Source organism: Verrucomicrobiaceae bacterium (assembly GCA_016713035.1).
Taxonomy (GTDB): Bacteria; Verrucomicrobiota; Verrucomicrobiia; order Verrucomicrobiales; family Verrucomicrobiaceae; genus Prosthecobacter.
Genome location: JADJPW010000002.1, coordinates 405,729 through 421,342 on the forward strand (window position 1 = coordinate 405,729; position 15,614 = coordinate 421,342).

Below are 15,614 nucleotides of genomic sequence, written 5' to 3' on the forward strand. Positions count from 1 at the left end.
ACCATGTCCCAACTCAATCTTCACCTCAAAGTCTGGCGTCAGAACGCAGGTCAGCCTGGTCACTTCCAGGACATCGAAGCCCCGGAAATCCCGGATCATGCCTCGTTCCTCGAAATGATGGACATCGTCAACGAGCGGCTCATTTCCAAAGGCCAGGAGCCAGTCGCCTTTGACCACGACTGCCGCGAAGGCATCTGTGGCATGTGCAGCATGCAGATTAACGGCGTGCCTCACGGTCCAGAAAGGGCCACCACGACCTGCCAGCTCCACATGCGGAAATTCCGCACGGGCGACACCATTTGGGTCGAGCCCTTCCGCGCAAAGGCCTTCCCCGTCATCAAAGACCTCGTCGTCGATCGCGGCGCCTTTGACCGCATCCAGCAGGCCGGTGGTTTCGTCAGCGTGCGCACTGGTGCGCCGCAGGATGCCAATGCACTGCCCATCGGCAAAGAAGTCGCAGACGCCGCGATGGATGCCGCTGCCTGCATCGGCTGCGGAGCCTGTGTGGCCGCGTGCAAAAACGCCAGTGCCATGCTCTTCGTCTCTGCCAAGGCCGGCCAGCTCAATACCTTGCCACAGGGCCAGCCTGAGAAGGACCGCCGCACCCTCGGCATGGTCCGCCAGATGGACAAAGAAGGCTTCGGCAACTGCACCAACCAATACGAGTGTGAAGCCGCCTGCCCGAAAGAGATCAGCGTCCGCTGGATCACCAAGCTCAATCGCGACTACGCCGTCGCCGCCGTCAAAGACGCCCTCGGCAACTCGCCGAAGGTCGCCGGTGGCGGGGATTAAAGCAGCGCAGTAGCTGCGCTACTCGACAAGCTGGACTAGTTGCGAAGCTATTGGGACGACGTTCATGAATCGACGACTTTTCCTTCAAAACGCAGCCTTGTGGCCAGCTGCGGGCCTTTTGGCGGCTGATTCGACCACTTTGAGAAAACCATCCTCAAACGAGGAGAAAGCAATTCGAGGCATTGCAGAGGCCTTTTTGGCCGAAAACGGCCTTTTGGGCTTTTCGATTGCGTTTGGGAGTGCGGGCAAGATCGCCTTCGAAGAAGGTTACGGCTTCGCAGACGCTGAGAAGAAGGAGGCGGTGACTTCGCAGCACCTTTTTCGAATCGCGAGCATTTCAAAGCCGATCACGGCGACAGCAGTGATGATGGCGGTCGAAAAAGGCCTCTTGAAGCTCGATAGCACCGTTTTCGGTCCGAAGGGCATTTTGGGCGAAACGCATGGCAGCGGCCTGCCGGAGAAAATCACCGCCATCACCGTGGATCATCTGCTCACGCACACGAGCGGTGGTTGGGCGAATGACCGCAACGACCCGATGTTTGCCGACAAGGCGATGACGCACGACGAACTCATTCCTTGGGCATTGAAGAACGGTGTCCAGCCAGATGAACCGGGCAAAAAGTACGCTTACTCGAACTTCGGTTACTGTGTGCTAGGCCGTGTGCTGGAAAAAGTGACAAAGCTACCCTACGAGGCGCTTCTCACTCAGCATGTGCTTCCCAAGTGTGGCATCAGCGGCATGCAGATCGGCGGCAACACCCTGGCCGAGCGCCGACCACTGGAGGTGGTCTATCAGATGCCAGAAGCGGATGCGCCCTACCGCATGAACGTGGCGCGGATGGACTCACACGGTGGTTGGATCGCCACGGCGGGTGATCTGGTGCGCTTTGCCTCCAGTTTGCCCAAGCTGCTGAAAGAGGAGTCGATCCAAACCATGACCACCCCGGGCCTCAACGCGGGCTATGCACGCGGCTGGAACGTCAATTCAGCACCGAACTGGTGGCACACAGGCTCACTTCCCGGTACGACGACAATCCTAGTGCATACCGCGAAAGGAGTCTGCTGGGCAGGCCTCATCAATGGTCGCAAAGAGGGCCTCAGCGGCCCACTGGACGAGCTGATGTGGAAGATCGGTCGCGTGGTGAAAAGCTGGCAAATTTAGACCTATTGCTTCGCAATTTCCCTCACAAAATAAGCCAGGCAAAAAGTAATGTGTGTTGTTGCGGCAAAGATCGGATGGTCTGCTTGCGTAGCCACAGGGCACTTCCATGATCATCGACATTCATTCCCATGCTTGGAGTTTTCCGGCGGATTTTTCGGACGATTTTATCCGTCAGGCTGGCCGGGCGAGGCCTGGGCATGTGGTGGATCTGAGTGCGCGGTATGAGGCTTATCGGGCTGCGGCACCGGAGGAGACGCATACGGTCGTTTTCGGCGGGAAAGCTCGTCTGAGTGGAATCTGGGTGGATGATCGCACGGTGGCGGATTTTGTGGCTGAGGATGCGGCGCGGTTGACGGGCTTTTTATCGGTCGATCCGACGCAGGATGGCTGGGAGCGTGAGATGCGCTTCGGGCACGAGGAGCTCGGGCTACGGGGGATCAAGCTTTTGCCGATGTATGCGGGCTTTAGCCCGGATGATGCGGTTTTGGAGCCGTTGTGGCAGTATGCGGCAAAAAATGGCCTGCCTGTGCTGCTGCATATGGGGACGACTTTCATCGCGCAGGCTCCGCTTGCCTTTACTTTGCCGCGTTTGATCGATCCGGTGGCGACTCGGCACCCAGAGGTGAAGATCATCCTCGCCCACCTCGGTCATCCGTATGAGGGAGAGTGTGTCGTGACGGTTCGGAAGCATGAAAACGTCTTCGCGGATGTCAGTGCCCTGCATTACCGGCCGTGGCAGTTGTACCATTCGCTGATGCTGGTGCAGGAGTACGGTGTGTGGCATAAAGTGCTCTTTGGCACGGATTTCCCCTTCACCACGGTGAATGCGTCCGTCGCGGGGCTGCGTGGCCTCAATGACATGCTGGAGGGGGCGAAGCTGCCGCGGCTCGATATGGATGAAGTCGAGGCGATGATCCACCGCGACAGCTTGCGCCTGTTGGGGCTGCGCTGAGGCATGAAAAAGGGCGGTTCGTCGCCGAACCGCCCTGTGGGTAAATGTGCTGTGCTCTTGGCTTATTTCACGATGCCGAGGAGCTCGACTTCAAAGATGAGGGTCTCACCTGGGCCGATGTCGTCACCGGCACCGGTGTCGCCGTAGGCGAGCTCGGATGGGATGAAGAAGCGGAACTTCGAGCCTGTGGGCATGAGCTGCACGCCTTCAGTCCAGCCTTTGATGACGCCTTGAAGGGGGAAGGTGATGGGCTCACCGCGCTCGACGCTGCTGTCGAAGACTTTGCCATTGGTGAGGGTGCCGTGGTAGTGGACTTTCACCTGATCGGTGGCGGCAGGCTTCGGGCCGGAGCCTTCTTTCATGACTTCATATTGCAGGCCACTGGCGGTGGTGGTGACGCCTTTCTTTTTGCCGTTTTCTGCGAGGAATTTGGCTCCTGCGGCTTTGGCACCTGCAGCGCCTGCGGCACGCTCGGCCATCTCACGGGCTTCGTCTGCCTTCACGCGGGCTTCTTGCTTGGCCTGCATGACTTTGTTGAAGGCATCCATGGCGGCTTCGACGTCCGCGTTGGCGAATTTTTCTGGGGTTTTGCCACCGGAGGCGGCGAACTCGATGCCGGCTTTCAGGTTTTCCAGGTCGATGGCGATGCCTTCGGAGCGGAATTGCTGGCCGAGGCCGATGCCCATCGCGTAGCTGGGGGGCTTGGTGCCAGCAAAGGCGTCCTTCACGCCTTCGAGGAAGACGGCGAGGTCCACTTTTTCTTTTTGGCCGGCGAACTGGCCACCGACGTTCTTGCCGATGAAGTAGCTGACTTTGTCCATCGCAGGAGGTGCGGTGGGGGCGGCTTCGGCTTGTTTTGCTTCAGCGGGTTTGGCTTCTTGAGCTTGGAGGCTGCCGAGGGTGGACACGGCGGCGCAGAGGATGGCGGTGTGGAGTTTGTTCATGGAGAGGAGAAGCCTAAGCGCCTGTGATAACCCGGTCAATCAAAGCCTCGCCCGCTTTGGCTCAAAATGAGGCATCTGGGGGGATGGCGACTGTTTTTGGGGCGCAGTCCGGCATTGCATCCAGGCCGCGCCCCTGCATCTCTGCGCTCCGCCACCTCGCATTATCCGAATGAAACGCCTCCTCGCTCCTCTCCTCCTGCTCGCTGCGGCTATCGTCAGCGCTGTCAGCTTTGCCGCCCCCGGCGCTGCGAAGCACAAAATCCTCTTTTTCACCAAATCCAGCGGCTACGAGCACGAGGTGATCTCGTGGAAAAAGGGCCGCCCCAGTCACGCGGAGAAAATTCTGCTCGAGCTCGGTGCGAAAAACGGTTGGGAGTTCGAGTTCAGCAAAGATGGCAGCAAGTTCAGCAAAGAGTACTTGGCGCAGTTCGATACGGTGATGTTTTACACCACGGGGGACTTATGCAGCCCTGGCACGGATGGCCAGCCGCCCATGTCGCCGGAGGGGAAGCAGGCCCTATTCGATCATATCCGCTCGGGGAAGGGCTTTGTCGGCACGCATAGCGCCAGCGATACCTTCCACACGAACAATGAGTCCAAGAAAGGCCCGGACCGCTATCTGAACCATGGTGAGAAGGCGGATGCGTATGTGCGCTTCCTCGGTGGCGAGTTCATCAAACACGGAGCGCAGCAAGAGGCGCGGAATACCGTGGTGAACCCGAAATTCCCCGGATTCGAGAGCGTGGGCAAGGAATACAGCTTCATGGAGGAATGGTACTCGCTAAAGGACTTCACGCCTGACATCCATGTGCTCAGTGTGATCAATGACCCAGCGATGAAGGGCAAGGAATACGAGCGTCCGGCCTATCCGAGCACCTGGGCGCGGAAGGAAGGCTCTGGTCGCGTCTTTTACACCGCCATGGGCCACCGCGATGATGTGTGGACGAATCCCGTCTTCCAAAACATCCTCACCGGAGCGCTGAACTGGACCAATGGTGATGTGCAGGCCGAAACGCCCGCAAACATCCAAGAAGTCGCTCCGCAGGCCTACACGAATCCGCCCTACGTCGAGCCTCCTCCGCCGAAACCAGCGAAGAAGAAGTGATCAATAGATCATCGCGTCATCTGGCGCGGTGGTAGGCTCGATTTTGCTGACCTCAATGACGGGGACGGTCTGATCGTTTTCTTTCTTGTAGCCCACTTTGCCGATGACTTTGACCCAGGAGCTGTCTTTGAACTCGGGGGCTTTTTTACCGAAGTCGATGGGCACGCTGTAAGGCCGCGCATCAGCAGCGCAGCACTGCACGAGCATGCGGAAGATGCGCATACGGTGGCCATTGTCGTTGTTGACCTTTTCTGGGAGGATCTGCGCGGTCGTCTCCACCGTCTGGCCTGTGAGCACGCGCTGCACTTCGATGTCGCCGCCCGTGTAGTAGATTTCAGGCACTTCGAGGAGGAAGTTGCCATCTTTGCTCATGGGGACCTGTTTTTTCAGATCTTCGAGCGTAAAGCTGCCGTAGCTCTTGGCCTCGGCAGCGGGCTTCGGGGCGTTTTGAGCATTCGGTGGCTCGCCGGGTTTTGCAGGCACTGCGGGCAAAGCTGGGGGCAGGGGAGCGGAATTTGTCTGCGTGGTCGCGGTAGCCACGGTAGGTGCGGTAGCCACAGTAGGTACTTTTTCGCTACCTGGGGTGTCTTTGCGCAGAGAGAACTGCTCGGCACGCGTGGTGTCGCTGTAGTTGGGGTTGTAGAGTCCCTTGTTCGCGATGGCGGTAGGGCTGTAGCGATCCGGGGTGGATAGCGCCGCCCATGTGAGAGGTGCGATGAGGATGGCCAGAGCGCCGATGCGGCCCGGCCAGGCGCTTTCTTCCAAAATGCCGTGCGCATGCCCATGGTCATGATCGTGGGTATGTGTATGCGCGTGCTCATGCGTGTGATCACAGCAACCAGCGGCCTTTGGTGCGGCGTGGGCGTGGGTATGACCACAGCAGTCGCCATGCTGGTGGGAGTGGTCGTGGCCACAGCCTTCTTTGTGTGCGTGATCATGCTTTGGACCGTGATCGTGGCCGCAGCAGTCTCCGTGGTGGGCGTGATCGTGGTCATGATCATGGTCGTCATGCGCATGATCGTGGCTACAGCAATCAGCCTCCTCGGAATGCATGGTGAGCAGATTGAACAAGGCGAGGACGACTAGACCGATGCCTGCTGCGAGCACCATCTCACGGAAGATGCCATCCGGTGGCAAATAGGCCACGATTCGGCCACTGGCGTAAAAATAGAGCATCACGCCGCCCCAAATGAGGAGCGTGGCGACACTGAGAAAGTGAACGAGTGTGCGTGTGGCGGACATGGTAGTTTCTGGTGTTAGAGTTCAGATGTCAGATTCATTTCCTGAGACCTTCGATCAGGTTCATCCAGGGCACGGAGAGTGCCCCGATGAGGAAGAATAGGCCGATGAGCAGACCGATGACGACTTTCCGCTTAAAGACGCCGGAGTACATGAAGAGCAGCTTGATGTCCATCATGGGGCCGAAGACGAGGAAGGCCAATTTTGCCGCCATGCTGAAGGAGGCCATCGGAGCGGCGATGAAGGCATCACTCGTGCTGCACAGGGAAAGGACCATCGCGATGCCCATGATGGAGGGCAGTGCCAGCCACTCGTTCCCAGCCACGCTGGCGAGGATGCTCTGGTCGATGCGGGTATTGAAGACCGACGTGATCACCACGCCGATGGCGAAGTACATCGCGGTATCGAGGAAGTCCCGCATCGCTGTGCGCATGGCCTGCACCAGTCGGGTATTGAAGGGAGCAGTGGCTACAGCGTGCCCCGTTGCTGCTTCTGCAGAGCCAGCATCGATCTGAGCGGCCACATGATCACGCAGGATTTGAGAGGGCTTGAAGCGGATGATCACCAGCCCCACGATCACCGCCACCAGCCAGCCCAGGGATAGACGAGCGATGGTCATTGTGGCATTCCCAGCGGTAGCAATGGACAGGCCCTGGAACTCTTTGAAAGCCGTCATGGTGCTGATCGCCACGATCGGATTCACAATGGGGGCGGAAAGCATGTACGTCACCGCGCAGGACACTGGCAGGCCTTTTTGCACCAAGCGCCGGATCACTGGCACGATGGCGCACTCGCAAACTGGAAAAACCAAGCCCAGAAAGCCTGCCATGATCGTGGAGAGAACACGGCTTTTCGGCAGCACACGCTCTAGCAGCCGCGGTGGCAAAAACGCATCAATAAAGCCAGAGAGCAACGTGCCAAAAAGGATGTACGGAGCCCCCTCAAAGACGATGCTCAGGAACGCGACGAGGACGTCGCCCAAGGGACTAGGATCTGGAAGTGCAGCGAGAATCAGGGACATGTATGGTTTCTTTAAACGGAGCGAGGACTCGCCTTCAAGCGTGAAAGCTGTGCTTCCGTTGCTTTGGGGGCAGGCTCGATGAGAAGGGGGCCGCCAGCGCCCGGAGCATGAGCAAGCACAGCGTTTTTCTGGGGCTTTTCGTTTCCCGCTCCGCAGGAGAACAATGAAGGCGCTAGGATACGCATCAAAAGTCTCTGGAAGTTGGCATACTTCCCGCTACTTGTCGGTAATCGACGGTGCAGCCGGGAATCTCCGTTCTGACGGCCCTCATCGTTGCATTCCCTCCAAACCACACCTCTTATTGCCTCCACCATGAAAAAGATCGAAGCCATTATCAAACCCTTCAAATTGGAGGACGTCAAAGAAGCGCTCGCTGAGGTCGGCGTCGAAGGCATGACTGTCGTCGAGGTCAAGGGTTTCGGCCGTCAGAAAGGCCATACCGAAATCTACCGCGGCAGCGAATACACCGTTGATTTCCTCCCGAAGGTGAAAATCGAGGTCGTCGTCGATGACGACAGCTCTGCCCAAGTCGTCGGTGCTATCCAGAAGGCTGCGAACACTGGTAAAATCGGTGACGGAAAGATTTTCGTCAGCGAAGTGCTCGATGCCGTCCGTATCCGCACTGGTGAGCGCGGCTCGGATGCCGTCGCTTCTAGCTCGAAGTAGGCTGAACACGGCTCTTTTTTGGAGAAACCGCCTTTGCCGTGTGCTAGGCGGTTTTTTCGTGCCAGCAGACGGCTTGTCACGCCGGGTGCTGGTCTGTATAGCTTGCCTAGTATGAGTAAACCTCTCCTTAACCAGCCTGCGCCTCTTTTTAACGCCCCTGTCTGTGGCGGCGGATTTGCCGCAGATGCGAGGCTCGATCTGACTTCCCTGCTAGGTCGGCCGGTGGTGCTCTATTTTTACCCAAAGGACGATACTCCTGGCTGCACGCGGCAGGCCTGCGGTTTGCGCGATGCGTGGGACAAACTGCGTCGCAAAGCTCATGTGCTCGGCATCAGCCCTGATCCCGTGCGGCGGCATGCGAAGTTTATCTCGAAGTATGAACTGCCTTTTGCGCTGGTGGCGGATGAGGATCACGCCATCGCTACGGCATACGGTGTGTGGGTCGAGAAGAGTCTCTACGGTCGGAAATACATGGGAGTCGAGCGCAGCACGTTCATCCTCGATGCAGAGGGGCGGCTCCAGGCTATTCTGGAGAAGGTGAAGCCGGATGAGCATCTGGAGCTGGTGCTCCAAGCTCTGCGCAGCATGGAATGACTCAGTGAGAGTGGCTCAACCGCGGCTGGGCATCGTGAACTCGCCAGTGGGGACCTCAAAGGTGCCGGTGGGCACTTCAGAGCGCCGTTTTTGCGCTCTCCATTGATGAAGGCCGGGCGGAAGGGGCGCTTCCCTGGTTTTTAAATGCCTCCACTTCCTCCTCGCTTGCTCCGTGAGCTTTGAGGCGGCTGGCTTCGATGGTGCGGTGTCTTTGAATGTCTAACATGCTCGGGGATGTCGCCATTTTGACGTATGGCGAGGTTTTCTCGTTCAAAACTGGTCTGTATTCAGTAGCACCAGTGTGCAGGCTTCTTCACACGCGATTCCTGCCTTCGTCAAATGTGTCTGTAAGGCGGCATTTTCGGTGCCTGGATTGAAGATCACGCGTTTTGGTTTTAGTGCGGTCAGTTTGTCTTGCAGGGCTGAGGAAATCGCGGGGCCGACATACATCGTCACCGTATCCACAATGACTTCGATGGTGCTGATATCTGCCACGACGGGCACTCCCTCGATCTGAGTGAGCTTTGGATGCACGGGCAGCACCTCATGTCCGTGCTGGCGTAGCAGCAGTAGCGCCCGGTAGCTGTAGCGATCTGGATTGTCACTGGCTCCGAGGATGACGACGCGTTCATGTTTCATAGGATAGACTTTATCTGGCATGAAATAGAACGACACGGAAACGCTTTTGCTATAACCAGCGTAGAACTTTAACCTGAACACTCGAAACTTATGAGTCGCCCATGGATCATCGCCGAAACGAATTGGAAGCACGTCAAAGACAACCCCTATGAAGTGGCGGTGCTGCCATGGGGAGCCACGGAGGCGCATAACTGGCATTTGCCATACGCCACGGATTCACTGCAAAATGATGCCATCGCCGCCGAGGCGGGTCGCATCGCGTGGGAGGCGGGCGCGAGGGTCGCCATCCTTCCGAATATGCCCTTCGGAGTGCAGACCGGGCAGCTCGATATTCCTTTCTGCATCAATATGAATCCGAGCACGCAGCTCAGAGTGCTCGAAGACGTCATCGCGAGCCTAGAGGGCAACGGCGTGATGAAATTCGTCATTCTCAATGGTCACGGTGGCAACGATTTCCGCCAGATGCTGCGGGAGTTGCAGGGGAAGCATCCGAAGATGTTTTTGAGCGTGGTAAACTGGTTCAATGCCGTCAAAGGCGACGATATTTTCCAAATCGTGGGCGATCATGCCGACGAGCGCGAGACGAGCCTCATCATGCACCTGCACCCGCACCTCGTATTGCCGAAGAGCGAGTGGGGCCCTGGCACGGACAATCGCTGGAGGCTCCGTGCCATCAATGAAAAATGGGCCTGGGCACAGCGTGATTGGCTAAAAGCTACCAACGACACTGGCAGCGGCGATCCACAGCACAGTAGCGCGGATAAAGGCCAGCGCTACCTCGCTGCCCTAGGGGCCAAAATCGCCACCTACTTCATCGAGCTCGCGAAGGCAGACATTTCTGACCTGTATGTGAAGGCTTGATCGAGTGGCCCGAAAGCACGCACTCAGCACGACGTTCCTATGGGCCACATGAAGCACTTTTTTATTCTCTTTCTCGCGTGGAGCTCCCTGCTCACTGCTGCGGATAGGCCAAACGTTCTGTTCATCGCCATTGATGATCAGAATGACTGGATCGGGCATCTGGGAGGGCATGTCATGGCCAAGACACCGCACATCGACCGCTTGGCGCAGCGGGGCACCACGTTCCTCAATGCACACTGCCAGGCTCCGCTGTGCAATCCATCCCGCACCAGCCTGCTCCTGGGCCTGCGGCCCACTACGACGGGCATTTACGGCCTTTCTCCCTGGTTCCGCACCTTGCCAGAGTGGCGGGATCGAGTCGCTCTGCCGCAGCATTTTGAAAACCATGGTTACCTGACTGCTGCGACGGGCAAGATCTATCACGGCGGCACGGGCGGCGGCGCAGGCGGTGGTGGCAAAGGAAAGGGCAAAAACAAAGCGAAGGAGCAGGCGAAAAATCCCGCAGCAAAACCCGCCAAGCCCGAATTCCAGCTCACCGCGCCCTTTGGCGGCGTGGGCTCCCGGCCACCGCAAAAACTCGTCAATCCGACACCGATGGGAAACCACGCTCTGGTGGATTGGGGTGTCTGGCCGCTGGATAATGACGACACGGGCAAAGGCGACTACCAAGTGGCCACTTGGACAGCCGAGCAGATCCGCAAAGCACCTGCGGATAAGCCATTCTTCATCGCCGCAGGTTTCTTCCTGCCGCATGTGCCATGCTACGCCACCCAGAAGTGGTTCGACCTCTACCCTGATGATGACAGCGTGCTGCCGAAGGTGCTGGAGGGGGATCGAAACGACACGCCGCGTTTCTCTTGGTATCTGCATTGGAATCTGCCAGAGCCGCGATTGAAGTTCCTCAAAGAAGCCGGCCAGTGGCGCAATCTTGTTCGCAGTTACCTCGCCTGCGTGAGCTTCACCGACTCGCAGGTGGGCAGATTGCTCACCGCATTGGAGGAGTCCGGCCATGCGGATGACACCGTCGTCGTGCTCTGGGGAGATCACGGCTGGCATCTCGGTGAAAAAGACATCACCGGAAAAAACACCCTCTGGGATCGTGGGACGAAAGTGCCGCTGCTCTTTGCCGGCCCTGGGATCAAGGCCGGTCAGCGCTGCTCGCAGCCTGCGGAGCTGCTCGATATTTATCCCACACTCATCGAGTTAGCTGGTCTCACTCCGCGTAGCGACCTAGAGGGCATCAGCCTCGCACCACAGCTACGTGATGCCGCCACCCAGCGTGAGCGTCCCGCCATCACCAGCCACAATCAGGGCAACCACGGCATCCGCAGTGAAAAATGGCGCTACATCCGCTACGCTGATGGCTCAGAGGAACTCTACGACATGGTCAATGATCCGAACGAGTGGCACAATGTCGCCGCGAAGCCCGAAAACGCCGCCATCATCGCCGAGCATGCTCGCTGGCTGCCAAAGATCGACCTGCCACCCGCACCCAATAGCGCCAGCCGCGTCCTCACCTATGACAAAGCCACCGATGAGGCCGTGTGGGAAGGGAAGACGGTGAAGCGTGGGGATGTGATACCGGAGTGAGTTCTCGGTTCGCTGTTCCCAGTTCTCAGTTCCCGGTTCTCAGTTCTCAGTTCTCAGTTCTCAGTTCTCAGTTCTCAGGGCGCAGTTGAAGCACGCCGAGTGCCGAAACTAACAGGGAACAGAGAACAGGGAACAGCGAACCCTACTCATGCCATGTCCGGGCGATGCGCTCGATCTTCACGGCGCGGCCGGTTTGTGGATCGATCGTGACGAGCGCACCATTGAGCCGGACTGCGCCGCGTCCGACTCCGAAGCGGGCAGGCATCTGATCGTGAAATTTTTGCAGCACGGGCTCGATCTGGCTGCCGATCACGCTTTCGAGCGGTCCGCACATGCCAGCATCACTTTGAAAGGCAGTCCCCTTTGGTAGCACACGTTCATCCGCCGTGGGTACATGCGTATGCGTGCCGATCACCGCACTCACTTTGCCATCCAGGTGCCAGCCCATCGCCACTTTTTCACTCGTCGCCTCAGCATGGAAATCGACGAAGATCACCGGCGTCTCCTGCCGCAGCTGCTCCACGCACTCAGTGATCGCTACAAAGGGGTTCTCCACCTGTGGACCCATGAAGGTACGGCCCATCAGGTTCACCACGGCCACCTTGCCTTTTTTAGTCTCCAAAATCACACTGCCTTGCCCAGGCACCCCAGCGGGGTAATTCAGCGGCCTCAGGATGCGCGGCTCCTCTGCGAAGAATGGAATGATCTCCTTTTGATCCCAGATGTGGTCCCCTGTCGTGATCACGGTGGCACCACTGCGCATCAGACTGATGGCGATCTTCGGCGTGATGCCGCGCCCGCCCGCCGAATTTTCGCCATTCACCACGGTGAAGTCGATCTTCAGCTCCTCTTTGAGCAGCGGCAGTAGCACGGACACGGCTTTGCGCCCCGGCTCGCCCACCACGTCACCGAGGAAGAGCAGGCGGAGGAGACCATCTGCGACCGATTCTGCATCCGAAGGCGGAGCATCCATATCTTTGTTCATCACAGCCTCACTTAGTAGATGATGAACGGTGTCTTCAAGCTACGATCCACATCATGTTCGAGAAAATCGTGTCCCTATGCGTCCTGGCCATCGTGTCGTCCGCCCTGCACACCGCCGCGCAGTCCACCAACGTGCCGCCGCCCCCCGCAGCGGCACCTGCGCCCCCCCCTCCTGCGGCACCTGTTACCAGTCAGGCCTCCACCATCATACCGCCCACAGGCTCCACGCTTTCGGCCCCTCCTACTCTGGCCAGCAGCATCGACCGACTCGCGAAACTCAGCCCACTCGGTGACTCACCCCACTGGGAGGCTCTCGCTCCGTTGGCGAAGACCATGAGCCGCGCAGATGTCGAGACCGCGCTACGCAACATCTACACCGACGGCGGGGCCTTCCCGCAGCCCTGGCGTGTGGAGCCGGGTGCTCTCATCATCCAAACAGGCGACCCCGCTCGGCCAGAGCACCGCATCGAGCTCGGAGCCCGCTCAGAGCCCTCCGACTCCGCCACCCGCTTCTGGCACCGCGTCCAGGAGCTCCCGCCGCTCACTGATCCGGCCAAGCCCCTCGCCGATCTGCACATCGCCATCGACCCAGGCCACATCGGCGGAGGCTACTCCACCGTGGAGGAGCGCTTCCTCAGCTTTGCCCCCAATGAGGCCGTGCAGGAGGGCTACCTCACCCTCATCACCGCACAGGCACTCGCAGAAGAGCTCAAAGCACTCGGAGCCTACGTCACCCTCGTGCGTGACCGCCTTGAGCCCGTCACCAAACAGCGCCCGCCGGACCTCTTCGATGCTGCGCGGAAGCTACTCACTGAATCCGGCTTCCCTCAGCCCAAAGAGACTTACGACGGCCTCACCGGCGACGCGAAGCTCCTCACCGTGCAATGGCAGGCCGAAAAGCTCTTCTACCGCGTCAGCGAGATCCGTGCCCGTGCGAAAAAGGTCAACACCGAGATCAAGCCAGACCTCGTCCTCTGCCTCCACTACAATGCGGAGGCCTGGGGCGCTGCCACCTCCCCCCAATTCTCGCCCAACAATCACTTCCACATCCTCGTCAATGGCTGCTACAGCGCCCCCGAGCTGGAGCAGGCCGACATACGCTATGAGATGTTTCATCGCCTCCTCGCACGCGTGCATGAGGAGGAGCTCCCACTCGCCAATGCCGTCGCAGAAGGCATGCGCCGCATCACAGGCCTGCCCGCCTATATTTACACCACACCCAATGCACGCCGCCCCGGCACCAACGACGCTGTGTATGCTCGTAACCTCCTCGCCAATCGCCTCTACGACTGCCCTGTCGTCTATTTGGAGCCCTACGTCATGAACCATGAAGAAACCTACCGCCGGTTGCTCAATGGGCACTTCATCGGACGCACCCTCATCGGCGGCAAACTGCAAACCAGCGTCGTCCGCGACTACGTGCGCGGCGTCATCGAGGGCCTCACCACCTACTATCGCACCCATCGCCGCGTCGATTCCGCGCAACAAGAGCCATGAGCCAGCCGCCGCAGACCATCCTCGTCGCCGGTTGTGGCTTCGTCGGTGCCCGCACCGCCGATCTACTCCATGCCGCAGGGCACCGCGTCATCGGGCTCACGCACACAGAGGCCTCCGCCCAGCTCCTGCGCCAGACCAAGCCCTGGCCCATCATCGAGTCCTGCGACATCAGCAGCTCCAGCGCCGTACTCGCCCTCGCGGAAAAACTCGCCTCCACACCCATCGACGCCTTCATCCACTGCGCCAGCTCCAGTCGTGGCGGAGCAGAGACCTACCAAAGCGTCTATGTCGATGGCATGCGGCATCTCATCACCGCCTTCCCTCGCGCATTCCCGCTCTACACCAGCAGCACCAGCGTTTATCCACAGACCGCAGGCGAGACGGTCGATGAAACCAGCCCCGCAGAGCCCCAGCGTGATACGGGCCGACTTTTGCGCGAGGCGGAAAACATCTCCCTACAGGCCCATGGCTGCGTCGCACGCCTCGCTGGCATTTATGGCCCCCATCGCTCTTTTCTGCTCAAAAACCTCATCGAAGGAAAAGCCGCCATCGAGGGAAATCACGGCGAAGGCCGCTACCTCAACCAAATCCACGCCGATGACGCCGCCAGCGCCCTAGCGCACCTCATCACCCAAAAGCTCTCTGGCGTCTTCAACATCGCCGACGACCAAAAAGTCACTCAAAAGGCCGCTTATTTGGATATTTGCCGCCTCCTTGGCCTCCGCATGCCCCCCGAGCGTGAACCAGACACCACACGCAAACGCGGCTGGAGCCATAAACACATCTCCAACGCCAAACTCCGCTCCACCGGCTGGTCACCGCACTATCCCACCTACCTCGACGCCCTGCAAAACGACCCCGACCTCGTCAGCAGCATCCTCGACACCGTGCATCATGAAAGCGGCGAGCACATCATCCCCCGTCAGCCAAACATCATCCTCATCGGTCTCATGGGCAGCGGCAAAACCACCGTCGCACGCATCGTCGCCCAAATGATCGGCTTTCAATGCATCGACACCGATCACCTCATCATCGAAGCCGCTGGCAAAAACATTCCCGCCATTTTCGCTGCTGAAAGCGAAAGCGGTTTCCGCCAGCGTGAAAGCGCAGCCCTCCGCAGCCTCCTCGGTCGCCGTGGCTGCTGCATCGCCACGGGGGGCGGCATCATCACCCAGCCCCGGAATCTTTCCCTCCTGCGCCACCTCGGCTACATCGTCTGGCTCGATGCAGACCCCGCGCTCCTCGCCCGCCGGACCAGCTTCAATCAAGATCGCCCCCTCCTCGCTGGAGAAGAAGACCCCCAGGCAAAACTCACCCGCCTGCTCACCGAGCGCAAACCCATCTACAAATCCCTCGCTGACCTCCGCATCAAAACCAGCGAGCTCACACCCCAAGAAAGCGCCTACGGCATCATGGAAAGCGCCCGCGTCTTCTTCGCCAAAATGCGCCGCTGAGGTGCGCGTTTCGCATTCTCTGGGTTGGATCGTGTTGATCCGTTCTCGTGCCGCCCAAGTCAAAGTGCTCAGTTCTCAGTGCTTAGTTCTTAGTAGCGCAAATCAACCGCGAAC

The 15,614-nt window shown here is 59.0% G+C and carries 15 protein-coding genes; 10 read left to right on the forward strand and 5 right to left on the reverse strand.

The window, feature by feature from the left end:
- Positions 1-3: 3 nt before the first annotated feature.
- The 3 genes from IPK32_08650 (at position 4) to IPK32_08660 (ending at position 2,906) form a co-directional block, all read left to right on the forward strand.
- Positions 4-792, forward strand: a complete 789-nt coding sequence (locus IPK32_08650) for a succinate dehydrogenase/fumarate reductase iron-sulfur subunit (protein MBK8092038.1) — start codon at positions 4-6, stop codon at positions 790-792.
- 64 nt (positions 793-856) lie between these two features.
- On the forward strand, positions 857-1,954 hold the full coding sequence (locus IPK32_08655) for a beta-lactamase family protein (GenBank protein ID MBK8092039.1): 1,098 nt from the start codon (positions 857-859) through the stop codon (positions 1,952-1,954).
- A gap of 106 nt (positions 1,955-2,060) precedes the next feature.
- The gene (locus IPK32_08660) at positions 2,061-2,906 is read left to right on the forward strand and encodes an amidohydrolase family protein (GenBank protein ID MBK8092040.1); all 846 of its coding nucleotides are present in this window, start codon (positions 2,061-2,063) and stop codon (positions 2,904-2,906) included.
- Between the two features lie 62 nt (positions 2,907-2,968).
- Here the strand turns inward: IPK32_08660 and IPK32_08665 are convergent, their stop codons facing one another.
- Complete coding sequence (locus IPK32_08665; GenBank protein MBK8092041.1) at positions 2,969-3,850, reverse strand: FKBP-type peptidyl-prolyl cis-trans isomerase; 882 nt, start codon at positions 3,848-3,850, stop codon at positions 2,969-2,971.
- A 169-nt stretch (positions 3,851-4,019) separates the two neighbouring features.
- On the opposite strand from IPK32_08665, the gene IPK32_08670 reads away from it, so the two are divergent.
- Positions 4,020-4,955 carry a ThuA domain-containing protein gene (locus IPK32_08670; protein MBK8092042.1) on the forward strand — a complete coding sequence of 312 codons (936 nt, stop codon included), beginning with the start codon at positions 4,020-4,022 and terminating at the stop codon, positions 4,953-4,955.
- Here the strand turns inward: IPK32_08670 and IPK32_08675 are convergent, their stop codons facing one another.
- Both IPK32_08675 and IPK32_08680 read right to left on the reverse strand, forming a co-directional pair.
- Positions 4,956-6,197 (reverse strand): hypothetical protein, encoded by a 1,242-nt coding sequence (locus tag IPK32_08675; GenBank protein ID MBK8092043.1) that lies wholly within the window; start codon positions 6,195-6,197, stop codon positions 4,956-4,958.
- A 34-nt stretch (positions 6,198-6,231) separates the two neighbouring features.
- Positions 6,232-7,215, reverse strand: a complete 984-nt coding sequence (locus IPK32_08680) for a permease (protein ID MBK8092044.1) — start codon at positions 7,213-7,215, stop codon at positions 6,232-6,234.
- A gap of 312 nt (positions 7,216-7,527) precedes the next feature.
- Here IPK32_08680 and IPK32_08685 point away from each other — a divergent pair, with 312 nt between their 5' ends.
- Positions 7,528-7,881: a P-II family nitrogen regulator gene (locus IPK32_08685; protein MBK8092045.1), complete on the forward strand. Its 354-nt coding sequence runs from the start codon at positions 7,528-7,530 to the stop codon at positions 7,879-7,881.
- Positions 7,882-7,992: 111 nt separating this feature from the next.
- Complete coding sequence (gene bcp / locus IPK32_08690) at positions 7,993-8,475, forward strand: thioredoxin-dependent thiol peroxidase (protein MBK8092046.1); 483 nt, start codon at positions 7,993-7,995, stop codon at positions 8,473-8,475.
- A gap of 270 nt (positions 8,476-8,745) precedes the next feature.
- Here bcp and IPK32_08695 read toward each other — a convergent pair whose 3' ends face one another.
- On the reverse strand, positions 8,746-9,114 hold the full coding sequence (locus tag IPK32_08695) for a CoA-binding protein (GenBank protein ID MBK8092047.1): 369 nt from the start codon (positions 9,112-9,114) through the stop codon (positions 8,746-8,748).
- A 90-nt stretch (positions 9,115-9,204) separates the two neighbouring features.
- On the opposite strand from IPK32_08695, the gene IPK32_08700 reads away from it, so the two are divergent.
- Both IPK32_08700 and IPK32_08705 read left to right on the forward strand, forming a co-directional pair.
- Positions 9,205-9,975, forward strand: a complete 771-nt coding sequence (locus tag IPK32_08700; GenBank protein ID MBK8092048.1) for a creatininase family protein — start codon at positions 9,205-9,207, stop codon at positions 9,973-9,975.
- A 39-nt stretch (positions 9,976-10,014) separates the two neighbouring features.
- Positions 10,015-11,565: a sulfatase gene (locus IPK32_08705; GenBank protein ID MBK8092049.1), complete on the forward strand. Its 1,551-nt coding sequence runs from the start codon at positions 10,015-10,017 to the stop codon at positions 11,563-11,565.
- A gap of 142 nt (positions 11,566-11,707) precedes the next feature.
- Here IPK32_08705 and IPK32_08710 read toward each other — a convergent pair whose 3' ends face one another.
- A complete protein-coding gene (locus IPK32_08710; protein ID MBK8092050.1) occupies positions 11,708-12,538 on the reverse strand; it encodes a TIGR00282 family metallophosphoesterase in 831 nt (276 codons plus the stop codon).
- A gap of 65 nt (positions 12,539-12,603) precedes the next feature.
- Between IPK32_08710 and IPK32_08715 the strand changes: the two genes are divergently transcribed.
- Together IPK32_08715 and IPK32_08720 are read left to right on the forward strand one after the other, a co-directional pair.
- A complete protein-coding gene (locus IPK32_08715) occupies positions 12,604-14,046 on the forward strand; it encodes an N-acetylmuramoyl-L-alanine amidase (protein ID MBK8092051.1) in 1,443 nt (480 codons plus the stop codon).
- Entirely contained in the window at positions 14,043-15,500 is a 1,458-nt protein-coding gene (locus IPK32_08720) for an NAD-dependent epimerase/dehydratase family protein (GenBank protein ID MBK8092052.1), read from the forward strand. Before IPK32_08715 ends, IPK32_08720 begins: the two co-directional genes overlap by 4 nt.
- Positions 15,501-15,614: the final 114 nt, after the last annotated feature.